General features: G+C 68.1%; 17 protein-coding genes. 15 read left to right on the top strand and 2 right to left on the bottom strand.

The features are described from left to right. Nucleotides 1-246: 246 nt before the first annotated feature. From UCD39_RS09195 to UCD39_RS09150, 10 genes are all read left to right on the top strand, one after another. Nucleotides 247-2,478 (top strand): TonB-dependent receptor, encoded by a 2,232-nt coding sequence (locus UCD39_RS09195; RefSeq protein WP_330495730.1) that lies wholly within the window; start codon nucleotides 247-249, stop codon nucleotides 2,476-2,478. Nucleotides 2,479-2,515: 37 nt separating this feature from the next. Further along, entirely contained in the window at nucleotides 2,516-3,196 is a 681-nt protein-coding gene (locus UCD39_RS09190) for a Fe2+-dependent dioxygenase (protein WP_330495729.1), read from the top strand. A gap of 4 nt (nucleotides 3,197-3,200) precedes the next feature. Beyond that, entirely contained in the window at nucleotides 3,201-4,418 is a 1,218-nt protein-coding gene (locus tag UCD39_RS09185; protein ID WP_330495728.1) for a PepSY-associated TM helix domain-containing protein, read from the top strand. 68 nt (nucleotides 4,419-4,486) lie between these two features. Beyond that, nucleotides 4,487-5,335 carry a tonB-system energizer ExbB gene (gene exbB / locus UCD39_RS09180; protein WP_330495727.1) on the top strand — a complete coding sequence of 283 codons (849 nt, stop codon included), beginning with the start codon at nucleotides 4,487-4,489 and terminating at the stop codon, nucleotides 5,333-5,335. Nucleotides 5,336-5,338: 3 nt separating this feature from the next. Continuing rightward, a complete protein-coding gene (gene exbD / locus UCD39_RS09175) occupies nucleotides 5,339-5,764 on the top strand; it encodes a TonB system transport protein ExbD (protein ID WP_145731326.1) in 426 nt (141 codons plus the stop codon). Nucleotides 5,765-5,767: 3 nt separating this feature from the next. Beyond that, nucleotides 5,768-6,538 (top strand): energy transducer TonB, encoded by a 771-nt coding sequence (locus UCD39_RS09170; protein WP_330495725.1) that lies wholly within the window; start codon nucleotides 5,768-5,770, stop codon nucleotides 6,536-6,538. A gap of 229 nt (nucleotides 6,539-6,767) precedes the next feature. Beyond that, nucleotides 6,768-7,541: an FCD domain-containing protein gene (locus tag UCD39_RS09165; protein WP_330495724.1), complete on the top strand. Its 774-nt coding sequence runs from the start codon at nucleotides 6,768-6,770 to the stop codon at nucleotides 7,539-7,541. A gap of 129 nt (nucleotides 7,542-7,670) precedes the next feature. Further along, nucleotides 7,671-8,429, top strand: a complete 759-nt coding sequence (locus tag UCD39_RS09160; RefSeq protein WP_330495723.1) for a hypothetical protein — start codon at nucleotides 7,671-7,673, stop codon at nucleotides 8,427-8,429. 244 nt (nucleotides 8,430-8,673) lie between these two features. Further along, complete coding sequence (locus UCD39_RS09155; protein ID WP_330495722.1) at nucleotides 8,674-9,285, top strand: FRG domain-containing protein; 612 nt, start codon at nucleotides 8,674-8,676, stop codon at nucleotides 9,283-9,285. Nucleotides 9,286-9,530: 245 nt separating this feature from the next. Next, nucleotides 9,531-10,100: a histidine phosphatase family protein gene (locus UCD39_RS09150; RefSeq protein WP_330495721.1), complete on the top strand. Its 570-nt coding sequence runs from the start codon at nucleotides 9,531-9,533 to the stop codon at nucleotides 10,098-10,100. A gap of 101 nt (nucleotides 10,101-10,201) precedes the next feature. Here UCD39_RS09150 and UCD39_RS09145 read toward each other — a convergent pair whose 3' ends face one another. Both UCD39_RS09145 and UCD39_RS09140 read right to left on the bottom strand, forming a co-directional pair. Next, the gene (locus UCD39_RS09145) at nucleotides 10,202-11,458 is read right to left on the bottom strand and encodes a hypothetical protein (RefSeq protein ID WP_330495720.1); all 1,257 of its coding nucleotides are present in this window, start codon (nucleotides 11,456-11,458) and stop codon (nucleotides 10,202-10,204) included. 463 nt (nucleotides 11,459-11,921) lie between these two features. After that, nucleotides 11,922-13,571, bottom strand: coding sequence for a lactate permease LctP family transporter (locus UCD39_RS09140; protein ID WP_330495719.1), 1,650 nt, complete (start codon nucleotides 13,569-13,571; stop codon nucleotides 11,922-11,924). A gap of 612 nt (nucleotides 13,572-14,183) precedes the next feature. On the opposite strand from UCD39_RS09140, the gene UCD39_RS09135 reads away from it, so the two are divergent. The 5 genes from UCD39_RS09135 to UCD39_RS09115 all read left to right on the top strand — a co-directional run bounded on the left by UCD39_RS09135 (nucleotide 14,184) and on the right by UCD39_RS09115 (nucleotide 22,308). After that, nucleotides 14,184-14,957 (top strand): (Fe-S)-binding protein, encoded by a 774-nt coding sequence (locus UCD39_RS09135; protein WP_330495718.1) that lies wholly within the window; start codon nucleotides 14,184-14,186, stop codon nucleotides 14,955-14,957. Further along, nucleotides 14,947-16,437: a LutB/LldF family L-lactate oxidation iron-sulfur protein gene (locus UCD39_RS09130; protein ID WP_330495717.1), complete on the top strand. Its 1,491-nt coding sequence runs from the start codon at nucleotides 14,947-14,949 to the stop codon at nucleotides 16,435-16,437. Before UCD39_RS09135 ends, UCD39_RS09130 begins: the two co-directional genes overlap by 11 nt. Then, a complete protein-coding gene (locus tag UCD39_RS09125; protein ID WP_330495716.1) occupies nucleotides 16,434-17,102 on the top strand; it encodes a LutC/YkgG family protein in 669 nt (222 codons plus the stop codon). Before UCD39_RS09130 ends, UCD39_RS09125 begins: the two co-directional genes overlap by 4 nt. A gap of 6 nt (nucleotides 17,103-17,108) precedes the next feature. Continuing rightward, on the top strand, nucleotides 17,109-19,949 hold the full coding sequence (locus tag UCD39_RS09120; protein WP_330495715.1) for an FAD-binding and (Fe-S)-binding domain-containing protein: 2,841 nt from the start codon (nucleotides 17,109-17,111) through the stop codon (nucleotides 19,947-19,949). 163 nt (nucleotides 19,950-20,112) lie between these two features. Continuing rightward, nucleotides 20,113-22,308 carry a malate synthase G gene (locus UCD39_RS09115; RefSeq protein ID WP_330495714.1) on the top strand — a complete coding sequence of 732 codons (2,196 nt, stop codon included), beginning with the start codon at nucleotides 20,113-20,115 and terminating at the stop codon, nucleotides 22,306-22,308. Nucleotides 22,309-22,526 lie beyond the last annotated feature (218 nt).

Here is a 22,526-nt window from a genome sequence, read left to right as displayed (position 1 = left end):
AGGCGGCAGTCCGTCGGCAGCAAGAGCGGAACCTTCCAACGCATCACCGCCCCTGTCGCCGAACCATGAAGCCACCCTGCGGTTTTCGTGCAACAGATTTTGATAATTACTCTCAACCGCCGTTGACAGGTCCCTGGTCAGCAAATAAGAGTCGCTCGCAATCTTAACGAACGATATAACCGCGGGGCCCCGAAACGGGTGCCGCGCGGGAGCCAATCATAAGCGTGGCATAAGGTGGGGACCGTAATGTCGAGCAAGCGTACCATCATCATCGCCAGCCGGGCCAAGGCGCCCCGCACGCTGGCGCGCACCGCCCTGGGGCTGGCCAGCGTCGGCCTGGCGGGCGGCACCCTTCTTTCGCTGGACGCGCAGGCGCAGACCGCCGCCGCCACCCAGGCCGCCCCGGCGCAGCAACAGCAGCAGGGCGGCACCGTCCAGTTGCCCACCCTGTCGGTGCAGGACCAGGACGCCGCCGCGGCGCCGGATTACCGCACGGAACGGTCGGCCAACGTGAAGCTGACGGAAAAGCTGCTGGATACCCCGCAGTCGGTCAGCGTCATCTCCAGCCAGGAGATGAAGGACCAGGGCGTCACCACCCTACGCGACGCCCTGCGCAACGTCGCCGGCATCAGCCTGGCGGCCGGTGAAGGCGGCGCCCAGGGCGACAGCCTGACCCTGCGCGGCTTCAGCGCCCGGTCCGACATCTTCCTGGACGGCCTGCGCGATTTCGGCAGCTATTACCGCGACAGCTTCAACTACCAGTCGGCCGAAGTGCTGAAGGGCCCGGACAGCGCCATGTTCGGCCGCGGCTCCACCGGCGGCACCATCAACCAGGTGAGCAAGACGCCCACGCTGGAGTCCATCACCGCCGGCACCGCCACCCTGGGCACCGACGGCATGAAGCGCCTGACGGCCGACGTGGACCGGGCGCTGGACGCCACCACGGCCGTGCGCATGAACGCCATGGGCACCAGCAGCTTCGTCACCGGCCGCGACGGCGCCAAGAACGAGCGCTATGGCTTCGCCCCCTCCGTCGCCTTCGGCATCGGCACGCCCACCCGGGTCACCATCAGCTATCTGCACCAGTCCGAGAACGACCGGCCGGACTATGGCATCCCCTTCCTGCTGGGCAAGCCGGCGCCGGTGAACTATCGCACCTACTACGGCTTCCAGAGCGATTACCTGAAGACCGACGCCAATGTCGTGACCGCCGACGTGCAGCACGACCTGACGTCCGGCATCACCCTGGAAAACCAGTTCCGCTACGGCAATTACTACCGCAACGTCCGCATCACCGAGCCGCAGCTGGTGAACGCCAACGTGACGCCGGCAACGGTCGGCCCACTGTCAGGCGTGGCCATCAAGCGCAACGCCATCACGGCGCGCAGCGTGGAAACCACCCTGGACGACCAGGCCACGGCCTCGGCCCGGTTCAACACCGGCTTCCTGGAGCACCACTTGGTGGCCGGTGTGGAGCTGTCGCGCGAGACCTCGGACCCGACGCGCACCGCGTGGAGCGGCGTGCCCACCACCACCCTGCTGAACCCGAACGAGTACCAGGCCTTCGCCGGCACGCCCACCATCTCGTCCCGCGTCAGCACCACGGTGGACACGGTGGCGGTGTTCGCCGTCGACACCATGAAGTTCAACGAGCAATGGTCGCTGGTCGGCGGCATCCGCTATGACCACCTGGACACGGACTACAAGCAGACCGTGGCCCCCGCCGCCGCCTTCTCCCGCACCGACAGCCTGCCGTCCGGCCGCGCCGCCCTGGTGTTCAAGCCCACGCCGGAAAGCAGCGTCTACGCCAGCTTCGGCACCTCGTTCAACCCGTCGGCCGAGCAGCTGTCGCTGTCCGCCGCCACGGCCAACCTGGACCCGGAAAGCAATAAGACCTATGAGGTCGGCGGCAAGGTCGACCTGCTGCATGACGCGCTGAGCGTCCGCGCCGCCCTGTTCCAGACGGAAAAGGACAACGCCCGCGTCACCGACCCCAACAACTCCACCCTGAACGTGCTGGGCGGCGACCAGAAGGTGAAGGGTGCCGAGATCGAGGTGACCGGCCGCATCACCGACGCCTGGCAGATCAGCAGCAGCTACGCCTACATGGATGGCCGGGTCATCAAGTCGACCACGTACAGCCAAGTGGGCCGCGCCCTGGCCAACGTGCCGCACCACACCTTCAACCTGTGGACCACCTACCAGCTGACCCACGATCTGCAGATCGGCGGCGGCGCCAACGCCGTGTCGCAGCGCGTCGGCAGCTCCAGCCCGGTGGCGGCCACCAACCTGATCAACACCGTGCCCGGCTATTGGACCTTCAGCGCCATGGCCAAGTACGACATCACGGAAAAGATCAGCATCCAGGCCAACATCACCAACCTGCTGGACCGGGACTACATCGACCAGATCCACCCCGCCCACCTGATCCCGGGCGAGGGCCGGACGGCGCAGTTCACCCTGAACGTCGCTTTCTGATCAACCTCTTAGCTCAAGAACCCTCCAAGGCGGCACCATGCTTCTTCATATCCCCGGCGTCCTGACTGTGGAGCAAGTGGCCTGGTGCCGCCGGCAGATGGAAACCGCCGACTGGGTGGACGGCCGCGTCACGGCCGGCCACCAGTCGGCCATGACCAAGAACAACGCCCAGATCCCGGCCGAGCATCCGGCAGCGCGGGCCATGGGCGACATGATCCTGGCGGCGCTGGAAAAGAACGCCCTGTTCCTGTCGGCGGCCCTGCCGCTGAAGGTCTTCCCGCCGCTGTTCAACCGCTATGCCGGCGGCCAGTCCTTCGGCATCCATGTGGACAACGCCATCCGCCAAATCCCCGGCACGCCGCACCGCGTGCGCACCGACCTGTCCGCCACCCTGTTCCTGGCCGATCCCGACGAATACGACGGCGGGGAGCTGCTGGTGGAAGACACCTATGGTGAGCATGAGGTGAAGCTGCCCGCCGGCGACATGGTGCTGTACCCGTCCACCAGCCTGCACCGGGTCGCCCCGGTGACACGGGGCGCCCGCATCGCCTCGTTCTTCTGGATGCAGAGCATGGTGCGCGACGATGGCGAACGCACCCTGCTGTTCGACCTGGACACGACCATCCAGGACCTGAACCGCGAGGCCGCCGGCCAGCCGGCGGTGGTGCGCCTGACCGGCATCTATCACAACCTGCTGCGCCGCTGGGCGGAGGCCTGACGCCATGATGAGGACGCTGCGTTTCCTGCACCTGTGGGTGGGCCTGATCCTGGGCCTGCCCCTTTTGGCTTTGGGGCTGTCGGGCACCGTGCTGGTGCTGGAGCCTGAATTGCGCGGGCTATTCACCCCGTCGCCGACGGCCGCCGCCGACACCGGCGCCGCCGCGCACAGCGTGGCCGAGGTGGTCGCCGCCGCCACGGCCGCGGCCCCGCCGGGCGCCAAGCCGGCCAACTACGCCGCCCCCACCGAGCCGGGCGGCACGGCCACCGTGCGCTTCCAAGCCCCCCGCCGCGCGCCCCCGGGCGACGCCGGCGCGCGGCCCGCCGGCGAGGCGCGCGGCCCCGGCGGCGGCATGCCGGGCATCAGCGTCCATATCGACCCCGTCACCCTGGCCGTGGTGCGCACCCCCGGCCTGGACGCCACCATCGGCTGGTTCCACCGCCTGCACGGCAACCTGCTGATCCAGGACCGCAGCGGCCGCGACCTGGTGGGCTATCTGGGCATCGTCATGTCGGCGCTGGGCATCACCGGGCTGGTGCTGTGGTGGCCCCGGCCGGGCCAGTGGCGCCAGGCCTTCATCGTGCGCAAGGCGGCCAAGGGCGCCCGCTTCCACCGTGAGCTGCACGGCGCCGTGGGTATCTGGGGGCTGCTGGTCTTCCTGGTGGTCAGCGTCACCGGCGTGGCCATCGCCTTCCCCCAGACCATCGCCGCCGGCGTGGGATCGGCGCTGCCCATGGCGGCGCAGACCCAGGGCTTCGCCGTGCCCAAGGTCACGCCGCTGGAGGGTGCGGAGCCCGCCGGCGTGGATGAGGCCGTGGCCGTCGCCCTGGCGGCATTATCCCAATCTGGCCCCCGCCCCGGCCTGGCGCTGCGCGCCGCCAGCCTGCCGCAAAGCCCGGACCAGGCCATCCGCGTGGTGCTGGCCCCACCCGGCGGCGCCATGACCAGCGCCGTCACCCTGATGGTCGACCCGTGGACCCGCCAGGTGGTGGAGGTGCGCGACCCGTCCGCCCAGCCTGCCGGCAACAAGGTCACCGGCTGGATGCGCCCCCTGCACGAGGGCGAGGGGCTGGGCCCGGTCTACCGCGTCCTGGTGGCGCTGAGCGGGCTGCTGCCCCTGCTGTTCGCCATCACCGGCACCTCCATGTGGTGGATCAAGCGGCAGAACCGCAAGGCCGGCGCGGCCCGGGCCGCCGCCATCCTGCAGTCCGCCGCGGAATGAGCATGAGCAACCGACACACGACACGCGCGGCCAGGGGCGCCGCGTCATTGACAAGGGGCACGATCATCATGGCAAACACTTTGCTGAGGCGGACGGCCGCCGGGCTGAAGCGGACGGCCGCCGGCCTGACGGCGGGCCTGGGCATCCTCGGCGGCGCCACGGGCGCCAGCGCACAGGACGGGGCCACGCGCGTGACGGCGACGGTGCCGCATGACCTGTCGGCCATGGGCATGTTCATGAACGCCGACGGCGTGGTGAAGGCCGTCATCCTGGGCCTGCTGGCCGCGTCCGTCGTCACCTGGACCATCCTGCTGGCCAAGGGCCTGGAGCTGCGCGCCGCGCGCGGCCGCCTGCAAGGCTCGCTGGACAAGCTCGACGACGCGATCAGCCTGGACGTGGCGGCCAGCCAGTTGACCGGCGCCGGCGACACCCTGGCCCTGGCCTTCGCCCGCGCGGCGACGGCGGAGCGCGCGCTGTCCGACGGCCTGCCGGCCGAGGGCGTGAAGGAGCGCGTGATCCTGCGGATGGAACGGCTGGAGGCCAAGGCCCGCCGCGCCATCGTGCGCGGCACCGGCATCCTGGCCACCATCGGCGCCACCGCGCCCTTCGTCGGCCTGTTCGGCACGGTGTGGGGCATCATGAACAGCTTCATCGGCATTTCGAAGACCCAGACCACCAGCCTGGCGGTGGTGGCCCCCGGCATCGCCGAGGCGCTGCTGGCCACGGCCACCGGCCTGGTGGCGGCCATCCCGGCGGTGGTGGTCTACAACGTCTTCGCCCGCAAGGTGGATGGGTACCGCGTGCTGCTGGCCGACGTGTCGGCGGGCGTGCTGCGCCTGGTCAGCCGCGATCTGGACCGGGAACAGGCCGGCGTCCAGAACGCCCTGCCCCGCGTCCGCAGCCGCGCGGCGGAGTGAGCCATGGCCGCCCGTCTGTCCCACGGCGGCGATGAGCTGGCCGAAACCCACGAGATCAACGTCACGCCCTTCATCGACGTGATGCTGGTGCTGCTGATCATCTTCATGGTGGCCGCCCCGCTGGCCACGGTGGACGTGCCGGTGGACCTGCCCTCCTCCAACGCGCCGCCCCGGCCGCACCCGGAAAAGCCGGTGACCCTGACCATCCGCGCCGACCTGACCCTGGCGCTGGATGGCGGCGACGTCACGCGGGAGGCCCTGGGCGCCGCCCTGGACCAGGCCACCGGCGGCGACAAGGAGGAGCGCATCACCCTCAGCGCCGACCGCGCCGTGTCCTATGGCGACCTGACGGCGGTGATGAACAGCCTGCGCAGCGCCGGATACCTGAAGGTGTCGCTGGTCGGCCTGGATGGCGGCGGAGCGCCCTGAGCCATGGCGATGGCGCCCCCCTATCCCGACAAAGTGGCCCCCGAACCCCTGGCCCCCCATGATCCAGTGGAGACGGACCGGGCGGTGACGGACCCGGCCAGCGGCAACCGCCGCCTGGTCTGGGGCGGCAGCCTGGCCGTGGTGCTGGCCGCCCACGCGCTGGCCCTGCCCTGGCTGATGGCCCGGTCGACGCAGGAGGCGCCGCCCCCGCCGCCGGCGATGCAGATCGACCTGCCGCCGCCGCCGGCCCCACCCCAGCCGGAACCACCCAAGCCGGAACCGCCCAAGCCCGAGCCGCCGAAGCCGGTGCCCCCCAAGCCGACACCGCCCAAGCCGGTGGCGGTGAAACCCATCGCTCTGCCGCCGACGCCCCCTCAGCCCCAGCCCGCTGAGGTTGCGACGCCGCAACCCGAGCCGCCACCCAGCACGGCGGTGCAGACCGCCGCGCCGCCGGCCCCGCCGGCGCCACCGGCACCGCCCTCCAAAGGGCCGGACACCTATGAGGGCCGGGTGATGGCGCAGCTCTACCGCTTCCGGCGCTATCCGGCGCAGGCGCGCCAGCGCCACCAGACGGGCACCGCCCTGCTGCGCTTCACCATCGACCGCTCCGGCCACGTGCTGGCCGCGTCGCTGGAGCGCAGCGCCGGCGCGCCCTTGCTGGATGAGGAGACGCTGGCCCTGGTGCGCCGCGCCGATCCCCTGCCCCCCATGCCCGACGACCGCCCGGGGGCCACCCTGGAACTGGTGGTGCCGGTGGAGTTCTCGCTGAACTGACGCGCACGGCGGCGGCGCTCCGCCGCCGGACGGACTCCCCATAAAACACAAGCGGTTGAATCGGCACGGCCGCCCCGCCCCGACCAGGGGCGGCGGCGGCGTCATTTCCGTTGCGCGCCGCCGGGGCGCTGGTCAATTATTTTGACCGGAGCGCCCGCCGCCGGCCGGCGGGGGCGCCACAGGACCATGGCGGACGGGGCCATGGCAGATGGGACCAGGCATACGGGACATGAAAGACAGCATCCGACCGGCCAAGCTGGCCGACACCATCGCCGAGCATCTGGAACAGTTGATCGTGGAGGGCAGCCTGCGCCCCGGTGAGAAGCTGCTGCCCGAGCGGGAACTGGCCGTGCGCTTCAACGTCTCCCGCCCCTCCCTGCGCGAGGCGCTGGAGAAGCTGGAACAGCGCGGCCTGCTGCAAAGCGGCCGGGGCGGCGCCACCTTCGTCGCCCCCCTGCTGGGCCCCACCTTCACCGAACCGCTGCACGCCGTGCTGGCCGCCCGGCCCGAGACCACCCTGGATTACCTGGAGTTCCGCACGGAGGTGGAGGGGGCGGCCGCCTACTACGCCGCCCTGCGCGCCACCGACGTGGACCGCGCCCAGATCCAATCCCGGTTCGAGGCCATGGAGGCCGCGCACGGCCTGGATGTGGCCAAGGAAGAAGCGGACGCCGACGCCGATTTCCACCTGGCGGTCTACGAGGCCACCCACAACGTCGTCATCCTGCACATCATGCGCGCCCTGTCCGAGATGCTGCGCCAGGACGTCTTCTTCAACCGCGCCAAGCTGTACCAGCGCACCGGCGTCCGCCAGCTCCTCCTGAGCCAGCACCGCGCCCTCTATGAGGCCATCATGAAGGGCGACCCGGCGTCAGCCCGCGCGGCGGCGGAGGCGCACATCAACTTCATCCGTGACGCTTTGGTGGAGATCTCGCGAGCGGATGCTAGGCTGGAGGCGTCGCTGAGACGGATCGCGGGTGGGGACATCGTGGCGGAAAAGTAGGTATACCCGGTGTGAGCGGCGCGCCAGGCTGGGAGGCAAGTACTATCGGTTGCTGAAGCGCCGGCCTATGATCCAACCAAGCCTCAAGAGCGCGGCCGACGGCCGCCGGTAATGAACCGTTGAAGCACCATGGGTATCGCCTACACCGTCTCGCCCCTGCGTCGGATCGGCACGCTGGACACCGAGGCGGCGGAAGACCTGCGGGCGGCCCCGGCCAAGCCGTCGCGGCCGGGTGAGCAATTCGTCATCGACCTGATCCTGGGGTTCCCGGCCGGCAGCGGCCAAGGCCGCGTGCTGGCGGGACCGCCGCCCATCCGCTATCCGGTGCGGGGCGATATCATCAACTGGCGCGACCGGCTGGCGGTCAAGTACCGCGTACAGTTGGATGAAGTGCTGACCTGGAACGAGGACAGCCCCTTCAGCATCAGCGAGGAACCGGCGGCAAGCGCCGACCTGCTGCTGCGCTACGTCGCCGCCATCGTTGATGAAAAAGGGGCGGCGGCGCTGAAGGGGCTGGTCGCCGCCGCGCGACCGGACCGGCCGGAGATCGACAGGGCCCTGAAAGCGGCGGACCAGCGCGGCTTCACCGGGAGGTTCCCTCAGCTGCTGTTGACCGGGGACTACTGGCTGCCCTTCCGGCGCAACATGATCATCGAGGATTTGGACTGGTGGGGCCGGCCGGCGCGTTTCGGCTCCGTCACCAATCTGCTGCACGAGGTGACCGAACTGCGGACGGTGATCCGCACGGCGGACCCCACCGCCGCACGGCACCGGCCGGATGAGCGACCGGAAGCGCCCCTGGCCACCGCCTGGCAAGCCAGCGAAACACTGCACCACGTGGCCAAGGTGGCGGTGGACCGGCACTTGCCCCTTTGGCTCAGTAGCTGAGGGCGCTTTGGCCCGTGCTGGAGTTACCTGGCACTCGGAGGCGCACCGAGGTTGTTGTGCCACGCGCTGTACGGGGCCATCACGGAAGACGACCCGGCGGCGGCCCGCGCGCGGGCGGAGGCGCACATCAACTTCATCCGCAACGCTTTGGTTGAAATTTCCCGGGCAGATGCTAGGCTGGAGGCGTCGCTGAGAGGGATCGCGGTCGGGAATATTGTGGCTGATAAATAAGGAAATTATTTAAATGCCTGCTTATGAAGAAATTCGAGCCGACACTGCAGCCGAGTTCTGGAAATTACTCTCACCTGAGAATCCTGTTTTTGGCAGAGGTCGCGAAACCATTTACAGAGGGCAGTCCAACGCAACATGGCCCCTGACGCCATCTATATTCAGAGATAGCTCTTTTAGCTCCCGCACCTGTGATCAAATTACACATGATGAATGGGCTTTGATTTCTGAATTTCTAAAAAACTGCGACAAAATTGACACAAGAATTCCTAATGACTCGATATTATTTCGTAGATCGATAAATAATGGCTCTAATATTTTTAGAGAATCGATGTTTGATCCGGAAATTTGGCCACCAAAAGAGATTTATGAAGTATTAGCTTTGGCACAACACTTCGGACTACACACTCGCCTGCTAGACTGGTCTACGCGATCATACGTGGCAGCATATTTTGCCATTTCCGGAAATCTTCACGACAATCGAAGTGACCATATTGCGGTTTGGGCTCTCGACATAAGCGCCATATCCAACATGGGAAAATGGCTAGAAGTTGTGAAGGTTCCAGGTAGCAACAATATTAATGTTGCCGCACAATCAGGCGTATTCACGCTACAAAGATATCGATGAAAATTTGGAGAGCCATTTATTGGTCCAAATTCTATAGATGGTCTATTTTCCGAAGACAGCAGTCCTTTACCTATACAACTTAAGAAAATTACCCTCCCCTCCTCAGAAGCCCATAAAGCGTACTTCCTGTCTGAAATGTATGGCGTCTCGGGTGCGATCCTTTTCCCAGATTACTACGGAGCCGTTCGCGCCACAAAGGATGCTCTTCAGCAGACGAAACGCGCACTAACCCAGGGAGCCCGTCCATGAGCAAACTGACCCTCTACTTCATCCGCCACGCCGAAAAGCCCGAGGGCGAGTGGCCCGGTCCTGGCCTTACCCTGGAGGGCAAGAAGGACAAGGAGTCCCTGGTCATCCGGGGATGGCAGCGGGCGGGGGCCTGGGCGGCGCTGTTCGGGGCGGGACTGGATACGGGCGACTACGCCACGCCGCAGGCGGTCTATGCCGCCACACCGGGCGCGGTGGCGAACAAGGCGCCCAGCAAGCGGCCGTTCGAGACGGCCTCGCCGCTGGCGGCGCGGCTGGGGCTGGAGGGGCCCAACACCACCTATGGCAAGGGGCAGGAGGCCGAGCTGGTCCAGGAGCTGCTGACCCTGTCCGGCGTGGTGCTGGTGTGCTGGGAGCATGAGGCCATCGTCCAGAACATCATCCCCCTGCTGCCCCTGCGCCGGGGCAAGCCGCCCACCGTCTGGCCGGAGGATCGCTTCGACGTCGTGCTGCGCTTCAAGCGCAAGGAGGGCGGCAAGAGTGACGGCTTCGCCTTCAAGGAGATGTATCCCCGCCTGCTGGCCGGCGACAGCGACACGCCGCTGTGACGGCGGGCGCCCTTTGTGACAGGCGCCCTTTGGCCCGCGCCCGCCGGGGACAGGGCGGGTAGGCCCGGGGCGTCTTTCCCGCCCCGGGCCACCAGGGCCGATCAGCCGATCGCCTTGAAACCGATGAAGCCGTTCTGGGCGTCGAACAGATAGCTCCAGGCGTTCAGGGGGCAGCGCCCGACATTGACGCGGGGGAAGTTGTTGTTCTGCTGCGGCTGCGCGGCGGCGGCATGGTGTTCCGGCGCCGGCTTGACGCCGGGGGGCAGCAACTCGGGCGGAAGGTTCCCGGAAAGCGGCGGCAGCTTGGTCGGACCCTGGGGTTGCTGGATGGTGGAGGTATAGGTCGGCGGGCCCATGTACAGGGTCGGCCCCGTGGGTCCCGCCTCCCCCGCCGTCGGCGCCACGCCCACCGTCCAGCTGTAGCTGATGCCATCGTCCGACGTGGACCCCGGGGGGAAGGTGACCGTCAGCGTGGTCTTGGGCGCGAAAAACCATTGGCCGGCGCCGGCGTTGTATTGGCCCAGGGCGGTCGGCGGCAGCGGGTTGCCGCTCGTGTCGGCGAAGTCATAGGGCATTGCGATCAACACCTGGTTGATGCCGGTGTCCAACTCGAAACACAGCGGATAGGAGGGGGCGGGCGTGTCCTGCCCCGGCGCGGTGATCTGCAGGGTAACGGGCGGCACCGTCCAGCACGCCGTGTCCTGCGGCTGCCCGTCCTTGCTGGCGGGGCTGGAGGGGAAGGGCGGGGTGAACGTCACATCGTTGGTCTGCGTCGGCAAGGGGGGCGGCGACACCATGGTCAGGGAGGAGCCGACATACCCCTTCATGTTGGAGGTCGTCGTCCCCAGCAGCACGCGTTCGCGGAACAGCGTATAGCCCGGGTCCAGGGGAACCGTCTCACAGTATGGGGCCGACATCGACGCCTGGAGGAACACGTTGAAGGCCGGGTTCTCCCCCTTGGCGGAAACCCCCATCATGCCGACCGACCCCGGGCACACCAGCACCATGGCATGGGACTGGATGGTGACAGGGATCGGCGGGTTTGAGGAATCCGTGCCAGCGAAGCACACGGGCATATAATACCACTTGCCCGTATGGGAAATGGTGCTGGGATAATAATGCATCGTGTAAACGCCGAAGCACGGATACTTCTTATCCAGCTCCTCATAGCCGATCAGGCCGAAATTCTCCAGTCCAGCCACAATACCGGATGACCCGGTGTCCACCTGGAAATTCGTGTTATTGCAGATGGTGTCCCCGTCACCGATGGTCGGTGTCACATGGATGCCGCTTTTGTTAAAATCTTCCATCTTGACTATATTGTGGATGACGGCGGGTGTTTTAAGCGGGCTTTTCATTTCGATTCCCCTTTCCCTGATAAGTGGCATGACAACGGGTTGCGGCGTCACGGGGACGGCGCGCTGAAAACCAGATGCAGGGGGCCGGGCCAACGACCCGATCCTGTTGGATGGCAATGGCGATGGTGCCGGCGCAAACCGATCCGGGGTTCCGGAGGCGTCGCGGTAATGGGCGTTATATACACCCTTCACGGGATAAAGTATTTTGCATTTGCCATTTATCACAATAGATCAGAATAGCGCGCCGCCGGTGGGGAACCGGCAAAAACAAATGAAATCTGCGATTTTGGGCATGGTGGGGGGACGCCCCGGGGCCAGGATCGCCCCTCCCCGCGCTGGCGCCGGTGCCGCATAAGAAAGGCCCCGGCGCGCACCCGCCGGGGCCTTTCAAACCGTGAACCGCCAGAGCGTAACGCGATCACAACTGATCGACATCTCGCTCTAGGGGCGATGCCGTCGCGGCTTACTGCGGGATCATGCCGGTGAAGACATAGGCCTGCAGCAGGGTGATGATGCCGACGATGCAGACGAAGAAGATGCTGTGCTTCAGGGTGAAGCGCAGCAGGTTGGCCTCCCGCCCCACCAGGCCCACGGCGGCGCAGGCCACCGCGATGCTTTGCGGGGAGATCATCTTGCCGGTGACGCCGCCGCTGCTGTTGGCGGCGACCAGCAGCAGGTCGGACACGCCGATCTGCTGCGCCGTCGTGGCCTGCAGGGCGCCGAACAGGGCGTTGCTCGACGTGTCGGACCCGGTGAGGAACACGCCCAGCCAGCCCAGGATGGGGGAGAAGAAGGGGAAGCCCTTGCCCGCCTCCGCCAGCATGAGCGCCAGGGTGGCGGACAGGCCGGAGTAGTTGGCGATATAGGCGAAGGCCAGGACGGAGCCGATGGTGTACATGGGCCATTTCAGCTCCACCACCGTTTCGCCAAAGGTGGCCAGCGCCCGGCCGGGGCCGTAGCGCAGCACGATCATGCTGAGCAGGGCGGACACCAGGATGGCGGTGCCGGTGGCGGCCACCAGGTCCAGCTTGTACTGCGCGGCATAGGGCGTGGCCTTGGCGACGATGGGCGCCACCTTGGTCACCATGTTGTGCAGGCTGGGCACGTCCAGCAGGAACACCGTGTCCACCAGGGCGCCGCCCTTGGCGAACAGGGCCTTGAACGGCTTCAGGCTCCAGATCGTCACGACGGCGGTGAGGATGAGGAAGGGCGACCAGGCCTTGACCACCTGGCCGGCGGTGTAGGCGTGGGCACTGCGCTCCACCGCCGTTTCCTGGTCCTTGAAGCGGAACACGGTCTTGGGCTTCCAGAACTTCAGGAACACGGTCAGGCAGACCAGGCTGATGAGGGCGGAGATGATATCCGGCAGCTCCGCCCCGATGTGGTTGGAGGTGAAGTATTGCGCCACGGCGAAGCTGACGCCCGTCACCAGGATGGCGGGCCAGGTTTCCTTCACGCCCTTGAACCCGTCCATGATGAAGACCAGCCAGAAGGGCACGAACACCGACAGGGCCGGCAACTGCCGCCCGGTCATGGCCGCCACCTTGTAGACGTCCAGGCCCGACACCTGGGCGCCGACGATGATGGGCGTGCCCATGGCGCCGAAGGCCACGGGGGCGGTGTTGGCGATGAGGCAGAGGCCGGCGGCGTACAGCGGGTTGAAGCCCAGCCCGGCCAGGATGGCGGCGGTGATGGCCACCGGGGCGCCGAAGCCGGCCGCCCCCTCCAGGAAGGCGCCGAAGGCGAAGCCCACCATCAGCATCTGCAGGCGCTGGTCCTCGGTGATGGAGATGACGCTGGCGCGGATGACGTCGAACTGCCCCGTCTTCACCGTGATCTTGTACAGGAAGACGGCGGCGACGATGATCCAGGCGATGGGCCACAGGCCGTAGAAAAAGCCGTAGACCACGGCGGCGATGGCCGATGAGGCCGGCATGCCATAGGCCGCGATGGCGATCACCAAGGCGATCAGCACGGTCAGCGTGCCGGCGACATAGCCCTTCAGCCGCAGCACCGCCAGCGCCACCAAGAAGAAAACGATGGGCAGCGCCGCGACCAGCGCGGACACCACCATGTTCCCGAACGGGTCATAGACCTGGACCCAAGGCTGCATAGCCTTCCCCCCTGTTGTTTGTCGGAGCGGCCGGCCACCCGGGTGGGGCGGCGCGCCGCATGGGCACGACCGGGCGGGCATGGGGCGGACCGTCAGGGCCGGGGGTGGCATCCTCCGTGCCGGCACGTCCCCGCCCCGCTCATGGACGGTGATGGCCCGGCACGGGCGCCCCGGCGCCCGGGATCGCAAGCCGCCGGCGCCCGCCGGCTTCCTCACATCTTCCTCAGGCGCTCTTGTCTTCAGGCGTGCCCTGCATCGGGCGGGTTCACCCGGACCGATGCCTCCGTGGTCAAATTACTGTACCATGGATGTCATGATGGATAACCCGTGCGGCGGGCACCGCGCAAACGGAAAAGTGGTGGGCGCCCGCGCCTCGCCAAATGCGCGAAATCGACCTGGGAAATGAGGCGCTTGAATGGTTTGGCCCACCACGCATGGGGGCGCATGAGGCACCGGCGAGCGGACTGACGGGGCCAGCGGGAAAGCGCCACCTGGTGGTAAAATGATTTGACCAAATATGGCGCATGGTAAAATATGACGCCGACAATTTCCCCGGCGCCCGGCCCGCACACCGGAACGCGCCAGGGGCAAAACCCCGGGAGGGATGGGCTTTTGACCGCCGCCACGCCACCGACCGTCACAGCGCCGGCCAAGCCGGACACGATCTATTTCTTCGGCACCTGCCTGGTGGACATGCTGTATCCAGAGGCCGGGCTGGCTGGCATGGACCTGCTGCGCCACGCCGGCGTGCGCGTCATCTTCCCCGAGGGACAGAGCTGCTGCGGCCAGCCGGCGCGCAACTCCGGCTATATGGAGGAGGCCCGCGCGGTGGCGCGGGCGCAGCTGGACGCCTTCCCCGGCGACATCCCCATCGTCGTGCCCTCCGGCTCCTGCGCCGGCATGATGAAGACCCACTATCCCCATTTGTTCGAGGGCGACCCCGACCAGCCGCGCGCCATCGCCTTCGCCGCCCGCGTGCATGAGCTGACCGCCTTCCTGGTCAACGTCCTGGGTGTCACGCTGGAGGACAAGGGCGCGCCGGTGACCGTCACCTGGCACCCCTCCTGCCACTCCCTGCGTGAGATGGGCGTGGTGAAGGAACCCAAGGCCCTGCTGCGCCAGTTGGCCAACGTCACCCTGGTGGAAAACAAGAGGGAGCGGGAGTGCTGCGGCTTCGGCGGCACCTTCGCCGTGCGCCAGACGGCCGTGTCCACCGCCATGGTGTCGGACAAGCTGGCCAGCGTGCGCGAGACGGGCGCCGGCACCCTGCTGTCGGGCGACTGCGGCTGCCTGATGAACATCGGCGGCCACGCCGAGAAGGTGGGCGACGGCACCCGCTGCCGCCACATCGCCGAATTCCTGATGGAGCGCTGTCATGGCGGCTGATGGCGGACACCACCCGGAACACGCCCCCCGCTTTGCCGGCCCCCGGTTCGCTGAGCGCGCGCCGGACGCGCTGAACAACCCGCAACTGCGCCGCAACTTCCGCCGGGCCATGGACGGCCTGATGGCCAAGCGCGCCGCCCAGTTCCCCGACCCCGCCTATTGGGCGGAGCTGCGGGCGCGCGGGGCGGCCGTGAAGGCCCGCGCCCTGTCCAAGCTGCCGGACCTGCTGGAACGCCTTGAAGCCAACCTGACCGCCAACGGCGTCCAGGTGCATTGGGCGGAGACGACGGAGGAGGCCAACGCCATCGTCCTGGGCATCCTGCAACAGGCGGGCGCCCGCACCGTCATCAAGGGCAAGTCCATGGTGTCGGAGGAGATGCACCTGAACGCCCACCTGGAGCGGCACGGCATCGAGGCGGTGGAGTCCGACCTGGGCGAATACATCATCCAGCTGGCGGGGGAGACGCCGTCCCACATCGTCATGCCCTGCATCCACAAGAACAAGGCCGAGATTTCGGACCTGTTCGCGGAGAAGATCCCGGACCAGCCGCGCACCGATGACGTGGATGAACTGACCGCCGCCGCCCGCCGTGTGCTGCGTGAGCGTTTCGCCAACGCCGACGCCGGCATTTCCGGCGTCAATTTCGCGGTGGCGGAGACGGGCACGCTGGTGCTGATCGAGAATGAGGGCAACGGCCGCCTGTCCACCACCCTGCCGCCGCTGCACATCGCCGTGACCGGCATCGAGAAGGTGGTGGAGTTCCTGGACGACGTCCCGCCCCTGCTGGCCCTGCTGACCCGGTCCGCCACCGGCCAGCCCATCACCACCTATGTCAACATGATCAGCGGCCCCCGGAAAGCCGGGGAGAAGGACGGCCCCACGGCCGTGCACCTGGTGTTGCTGGATGCCGGGCGCAGCCGCGTCTACCAGGATGTGGAGCTGGCGGACACGCTGCGCTGCATCCGCTGTGCGGCCTGCATGAACCATTGCCCGGTCTACACCCGCGTCGGCGGCCACACCTACAACGCCATCTACCCCGGCCCCATCGGCAAGATCCTGACGCCGCAGCTGCAGGGCCTGGACGCCGCCGGCGACCAGCCGCACGCCTCCACCCTGTGCAACGCCTGCGCCGAGGTCTGCCCGGTCAAGATCCCCATCCCCGATCTGCTCGTGCGACTGCGCCGCGAGGCGGTGCGGCCGACCGAGACGCCGGCCAACCACATTCCCGTAGTGAAGGACGGCGGGGCGGAGCGGTCGTGGAAGGAAAGCCTGGTCTGGGCCGGCTGGCGCCTGGTCTATACCCGGCCGCTGCTGTACCGCATGGTGACCCGCGCCCTGGCCTGGGGCGGCAACTGGGTGCCGGCCAGCGCCCCGCTGATGCGCGACTGGACCAAGGCGCGGGCGAGGCCCCGCTTCAAGCCCCGCACCCTGCACGACCTGGCGCGCGAGCGCGGCTACCTGAACGAGGTGCCGAAATGAGCGCCGCCTCAAACACGGCAAGGGCCAATATCCTGGGCCGCCTGAAGGCCGCCCCCGGCCGGCCGGGCCCCGACCTGCCGCCCTGGACGCCGCCCACCTACGCGGACAAGCTGGCCCGCTTCCGCCAGATGGCGGAAGCCAACCACGCCGAGATCCATGAGGTCACCGCGTCGAATTGGCCGCAGCGGCTGGCCACCCTCCTGAACAACCGCGGCCTGCGCAATCTCATGATCGCCCCCGGCACGCCCCGGGGCGACGCGCTGGCGCAGGCGGCGGCCCAGGGCGTGCCGCTGCCGCCGCTGGTGCCCTATGACCAGTCGGTGGAGGCGCTGAAGGACGCGCTGGTGCACCAGGTGGACGCCGGCCTGACCGGCACGCGCGGCGCCATCGCCGAGACGGGCACCCTGATCCTGTGGCCCACGGCGCAGGAGCCGCGCCTGCTGTCGCTGCTGCCGCCCCTGCACATCGCCGTGCTGGAGGAGGACGCGCTGCACGACACGCTGGCGGCGGCGGTGCGGGACCAGGGCTGGGCGGCGGCGGGCATGCCCACCAATGCCCTGTTGATTTCCGGGCCGTCCAAGACCTCCGATATCGAGCAGACGCTGGCCTACGGGGTCCATGGCCCCAAGGAACTGATCATCCTGTTGGTGAAAAAAGGGGAGTGAGCGGCCATGCCGGACAGCATCGTGAACCCAGCCGTCACGCCTGATTACGACGCCCTGCGTGCCGAGCTGGCGAACGTGGTGCCGGCGGACCGGCTGATCACCGACCCGCTGCGCCGCCTGGCCTATGGCACGGACGCCAGCTTCTACCGCCTGGTGCCCAAGCTGGTGGTGCGGGTGGACAGCGAGGGGGAGGTGAGCCAGGTGCTGGCCGCCTGCCGCCGGCACAACACGCCCGTCACCTTCCGCGCCGCCGGCACCTCCCTCTCCGGCCAGGCCATCACCGATAGCCTGCTGATGGTGCTGGGCGACGGCTGGCACCGCTCCGCCATCAACGAGGACGGCAGCGTCATCAAGGTGCAGCCCGGCATCATCGGGGCGGAGGTCAACCGCCGCCTGGCGCCCTATGGCCGCAAGATCGGGCCGGACCCCGCCTCCATCGAGAGCTGCAAGATCGGCGGCATCGCCGCCAACAACTCCTCGGGCATGTGCTGCGGCACGCACGAGAACACCTACAAGACCATGCTGTCGCTGCGCTTCATGCTGGCGGACGGAACGCTGGTCGACACCGGCGACCCGGCCAGCGTGGCGTCCTTCCGCGTCAGCCATGCCGACCTGCTGGCCACGCTGGACGCCATGGGCCAGAGGGTGCGGGGGGATGAGGCGCTGGCCAACCGCATCCGGCGCAAGTTCGCCATCAAGAACACCACCGGCTACAGCCTGAACGCCCTGGTGGATTACCAGGACCCGGTCGACATCCTGGCCCATCTGCTGATCGGGTCGGAGGGGACGCTGGGCTTCATCGCGGAGGTCACCTACCGCACCGTGCCGGAACTGGCGGACAAGGCCAGCGCCCTACTGCTGTTCCCCGACATCGTCGAGGCCGGGCGTGCCGCCTGCCTGCTGAACGGCGGGCCGGTGGCGGCGGTGGAGCTGATGGACCGCGCCAGCCTGCGCAGCGCCAAGGGCCAGCCGGGATTGCCGCCCGAGATCGACGGCATGGGGGAGGACGTGGCCTCCCTGCTGGTGGAGACCCGCGCCGTCAGCCCAGAGGCCTTGCAGGAGAACATCGCCGCCATCGGGCGGTTGCTGGGCGGCGTCACCCTGCTGCAGCCGCCGGCCTTCACCACCGACCCGGCGGAATACGCCAAGCTGTGGAAGATCCGGAAGGGCCTGATCCCCACCATCGGCGCCATGCGCCAGACCGGCACCAGCGTCATCATCGAGGACGTGGCCTTCCGCATCGAGGATCTGGCCGACGCCTGCCGCGACATGCGGGTGCTGTTCGACAAGCACGGCTACCCCGATGCCATCCTCATGGGCCACGCCCTGGCCGGCAATTTGCATTTCGTCTTCGCCCAGGATTTCAGCACCGAGGCGGAGATCGAGCGCCACGCCCGCTTCATGGACGAGCTGGTCCATATCGTGGTGGAGAAGTACGACGGCTCGCTGAAGGCGGAACACGGCACCGGCCGCAACATGGCCCCCTTCGTGGAACTGGAATGGGGCCAGGCGGCCACGGCGCTGATGTGGGAGATCAAGCGCCTGCTGGACCCGGCCAACCTGCTGAACCCCGGCGTGCTGCTGAACACCAACCCGCGCCTGCACCTGGAGAACCTGAAGCCCCTGCCCCCGGCGCACACCATCGTCGACACCTGCATGGAATGCGGCTTCTGCGAGAAGATGTGCCCGTCCCACGGCATGACGCTGAGCCCGCGCCAGCGCATCACCGGCCTGCGGGAGATCGCGCGCCTCACGGCCCTGGGGGACCCGGCGACGGAGCTGCGGGAGTTGTACGACCATCACGCCATCGACACCTGTGCCGCCTGCGGCCTGTGCGCCACCGCCTGCCCCGTGGGCATCGAGACCGGGCAGCTGACCAAGGCCCTGCGCGCCCGCCGCCACGGAAAGACCGCCCGCGCCCTGGCCGGGGTGATGGCCCGCCATTTCGGCATGGTGCTGGCCGGCATGCGCGGCGCCCTGAACCTGGCGGCCTTCGCCGGGCAAGCGGTGGGGCCGAGGAAGGTGGCCAGCCTGGCGGCCCACGCCCGCAAACTGTCGGGCGACCGCCTGCCCCATGTCGGCCCCAACCTGCCGGAGGGGGCCGGCACGGCCTGGCTGAAGGACGTGCCGCCGGCCACCGCTGTGGGCGAGCCGGTGGTCTACCTCGCCGCCTGCGCCGGCCGCACCTTCGGCCCGGCGGTGGAGGATGAAGAGAGCGATCCCCTGCCCGCCGTCACCCTGCGCGTGCTGGAGCGGGCGGGCTTCCGCGCCATCGTGCCAGACAATCTGCCCAACCTGTGCTGCGGCCTGGCCTTCGAGTCCGAAGGCATGACCGAGGCGGCGGACGCCAAGGCGGCGGAGATGGAGGCGGCGCTGAAGGCCGCCAGCGACAATGGCCGCATCCCCATCGTCATGGACGCCAGCGCCTGCACCCAGCGCATGAAGACCTGGCTGGCCGGCCGCCTTCCAGTGAAGGATCTGGTGGAGTTCCTGGCGCAGGACGCCCTGCCCCGCCTGACGCCCACGCCACAGGCGGAGCCGGTGCTGCTGCACCTCAACTGTGCGGCCCGCAAGATGGGCATAGACCCGCAGGCGGCCGCCGTGGCCAAGGCCTGCGCCACCCAGGTGGTGGTGCCGGAGCGGGTGGGCTGCTGCGGCTTCGCCGGCGACAAGGGCTTTCATGAGCCGGAGCTGAACGACCACGCCCTGCGCTTCCTGGCGCCCCAGGTGCCGGCGGGCTGCGTCGCCGGCTATTCCAGCAACCGAACCTGCGAGATCGGCCTGGCCGACCATGCCGGCGTGCCCTATCGCCATCTGGTCTACCTGGTCGACCGGGCCACGCGCTGACGGGCCTATTCCCGAGCAGACCTTACGGGCCCATACGCGCCGTTGACGGCGCCCGCCGCTGCCCCTACCCATATCGGGCGTCGGCAACACAGTGCGTCACAAATCCACGCGCGGGCCGGTCAACGGCCGCGCATGATACGAGAGAACTCAGGGGAGATTGACCATGACGGCACGGGTTACGGCCGGGCATCTTCAGGTGGCGCAGGAACTGTTCGACTTTGTGGAGAACGAGGTCCTGCCCGGCACCGGATTGTCGGTGGAAACGTTCTGGCAGGGGGTGGACACCCTGGCGCATGAGCTGACGCCGGTGAACCGCGACCTGCTGGCCAAGCGCGACGCCATCCAGCAGCAGATCGACGACTGGCATCGCGGCCAGAAGGGCCGGCCCTTCGACGGTGCCGCCTATCGCGCCTTCCTGTCGGCCATCGGCTACATCCAGCCCGAGGGGCCGGACTTCAGCGTCAGCACCGCCAATGTGGATGCGGAGATCGCCACCATCGCCGGCCCGCAGCTGGTGGTGCCGGTGATGAACGCCCGCTATGCCCTGAACGCCGCCAACGCGCGCTGGGGCAGCCTGTACGACGCCCTCTACGGCACCGACGCCCTGCCCGAGGAGGATGGGGCGGAGCGTGGCCGCGGCTACAACCCCATCCGCGGCGCCAAGGTCATCGCCTTCGGCCGCACCTTCCTGGACCAGTCCTTCCCCTTGGCCCAGGGTTCCCACCGCGACGCCACCGGCTACGCCATCGTGGACGGCGCCCTGGCCGTGACGCTGGAGGGCGGGGCCACCACCGGCCTGGCCGACCCCAGCCGCCTGTCCGGCTGGCAGGGCGACGCCGCCGCCCCGGTGGTGATCCTGCTGTGCCGCCACGGCCTGCATGCCGAAATCCACATCGACGCCGGCCACCGCATCGGGCGCGAGGACAAGGCCCACGTGGCCGACATCGTGCTGGAATCCGCCATCACCGCCATCATGGATTGCGAGGATTCGGTGGCCGCCGTGGACGCCGCCGACAAGGTGCTGGCCTACCGCAACTGGCTGGGCCTGATGAACGGCACCCTGACCGCCCAGTTCGAGAAGGGCGGCCAGACGGTGGACCGCCACCTGAACCCGGACCGCGTCTACACCGCGCCGGGGGGCAAGACCCTGACCCTGCCGGGCCGCAGCCTGATGCTGGTGCGCAACGTCGGCCACCTGATGACGTCCGACGCCGTGCTGCTGGCCGACGGCGGCAACATCCCCGAGGGCATCCTGGATGCCATCATGACCAGCACCATCGCCCTGCATGACCTGCGGCGCGACGGCGTCGGCGACACCCCGGCCGTGCGCAACAGCCGCGCCGGCAGCGTCTATATCGTGAAGCCCAAGATGCATGGGCCGGAGGAGGTGGCGTTCGCCAACCGCCTGTTCGGCGCGGTGGAGCAGATGCTGGGCCTGCCCGCCAACACCCTGAAGATGGGCATCATGGATGAGGAGCGGCGGACCACCGTCAACCTCAAGGAATGCATCCGCGCCGCCCAGCACCGGGTGGTGTTCATCAACACCGGCTTCCTGGACCGCACCGGCGACGAGATCCACACCTCGATGGAAGCCGGCCCCATGGTGCGCAAGAACGACATCAAGGGCACGGCCTGGATCAAAGCCTATGAGGACTGGAACGTCGACACCGGCCTGGCCTGCGGCCTGAAGGGCCGGGCGCAGATCGGCAAGGGCATGTGGGCCATGCCCGACCGGATGGCGGACATGCTGGCCACCAAGATCGCCCACCCCCAGGCCGGCGCCAACACCGCCTGGGTGCCCTCCCCCACCGCCGCCACCCTGCACGCCCTGCACTACCACACCGTGGACGTGGCCGCCCGCCAGGCCGTGCTGGCCGGCCACCGCCGCGCCAAGCTGGAGGACATCCTGACGCCGCCCTTGGCACAGGGCACCAACTGGTCGGAGGAGGAAATCCAGCAGGAACTGGACAACAACGCCCAGGGTATCCTGGGCTATGTCGTCCGCTGGGTGGACCAGGGTGTGGGCTGTTCCAAGGTGCCGGACATCAACAACATCGGCCTGATGGAAGACCGCGCCACCCTGCGCATCAGCAGCCAGCACATCGCCAACTGGCTGCACCACGGCATCTGCACCAAGGAACAGGTGCGCAGCACGCTGGAGCGCATGGCCGCCGTGGTCGACCAGCAGAACGCCGGCGACCCCGCCTACACCCCCATGGCCCCGCACTTCAGCCACAGCATCGCCTTCCAGGCCGCCTGCGACCTAGTGTTCGACGGGGTGCGCCAGCCGAACGGCTACACCGAACCGGTGCTGCACCGCCGCCGGGCGGAGGCGAAGGCGCGGCAGGCGGGGGCGTAGGCGCGAGGGTTGGGATTTGCGGTGAGGGTTGAGAAGGGGCGGGACCGGAAGGTCCCGTACCCTTTTTCATTGAAGATTGAATATTTGCAACTTATTGTTATATTTAACTCGCTTCTCGCTGACCAAGTCGATTCTTTGGAAGTCGATAACAATCGATCGTAACCTCACTAGCCCTTTTAGCAGGGTGCGGAAGAATGGAGCGTTAAGGCCCCTTTCCC

Source organism: Nitrospirillum karajorum (assembly GCF_036348415.1).
Classification (GTDB): domain Bacteria; phylum Pseudomonadota; class Alphaproteobacteria; order Azospirillales; family Azospirillaceae; genus Nitrospirillum; species Nitrospirillum amazonense_B.
Note: the sequence above shows the minus strand (reverse complement) of the source record. Positions and strands in the feature narration are given on the sequence as shown.

Coding starts and splice junctions, on each gene's coding strand:
- UCD39_RS09185 (WP_330495728.1), top strand. CDS start 3,201: ATGATGAGGACGCTGCGTTTCCTGCACCTGTGGGTGGGCCTGATCCTG.
- UCD39_RS09115 (WP_330495714.1), top strand. CDS start 20,113: ATGACGGCACGGGTTACGGCCGGGCATCTTCAGGTGGCGCAGGAACTG.
- exbD (WP_145731326.1), top strand. CDS start 5,339: ATGGCCGCCCGTCTGTCCCACGGCGGCGATGAGCTGGCCGAAACCCAC.
- exbB (WP_330495727.1), top strand. CDS start 4,487: ATGGCAAACACTTTGCTGAGGCGGACGGCCGCCGGGCTGAAGCGGACG.
- UCD39_RS09160 (WP_330495723.1), top strand. CDS start 7,671: ATGGGTATCGCCTACACCGTCTCGCCCCTGCGTCGGATCGGCACGCTG.
- UCD39_RS09190 (WP_330495729.1), top strand. CDS start 2,516: ATGCTTCTTCATATCCCCGGCGTCCTGACTGTGGAGCAAGTGGCCTGG.
- UCD39_RS09120 (WP_330495715.1), top strand. CDS start 17,109: ATGCCGGACAGCATCGTGAACCCAGCCGTCACGCCTGATTACGACGCC.
- UCD39_RS09125 (WP_330495716.1), top strand. CDS start 16,434: ATGAGCGCCGCCTCAAACACGGCAAGGGCCAATATCCTGGGCCGCCTG.
- UCD39_RS09130 (WP_330495717.1), top strand. CDS start 14,947: ATGGCGGCTGATGGCGGACACCACCCGGAACACGCCCCCCGCTTTGCC.
- UCD39_RS09165 (WP_330495724.1), top strand. CDS start 6,768: ATGAAAGACAGCATCCGACCGGCCAAGCTGGCCGACACCATCGCCGAG.
- UCD39_RS09140 (WP_330495719.1), bottom strand. CDS start 13,571: ATGCAGCCTTGGGTCCAGGTCTATGACCCGTTCGGGAACATGGTGGTG.
- UCD39_RS09155 (WP_330495722.1), top strand. CDS start 8,674: ATGCCTGCTTATGAAGAAATTCGAGCCGACACTGCAGCCGAGTTCTGG.
- UCD39_RS09170 (WP_330495725.1), top strand. CDS start 5,768: ATGGCGATGGCGCCCCCCTATCCCGACAAAGTGGCCCCCGAACCCCTG.
- UCD39_RS09150 (WP_330495721.1), top strand. CDS start 9,531: ATGAGCAAACTGACCCTCTACTTCATCCGCCACGCCGAAAAGCCCGAG.
- UCD39_RS09195 (WP_330495730.1), top strand. CDS start 247: ATGTCGAGCAAGCGTACCATCATCATCGCCAGCCGGGCCAAGGCGCCC.
- UCD39_RS09145 (WP_330495720.1), bottom strand. CDS start 11,458: ATGAAAAGCCCGCTTAAAACACCCGCCGTCATCCACAATATAGTCAAG.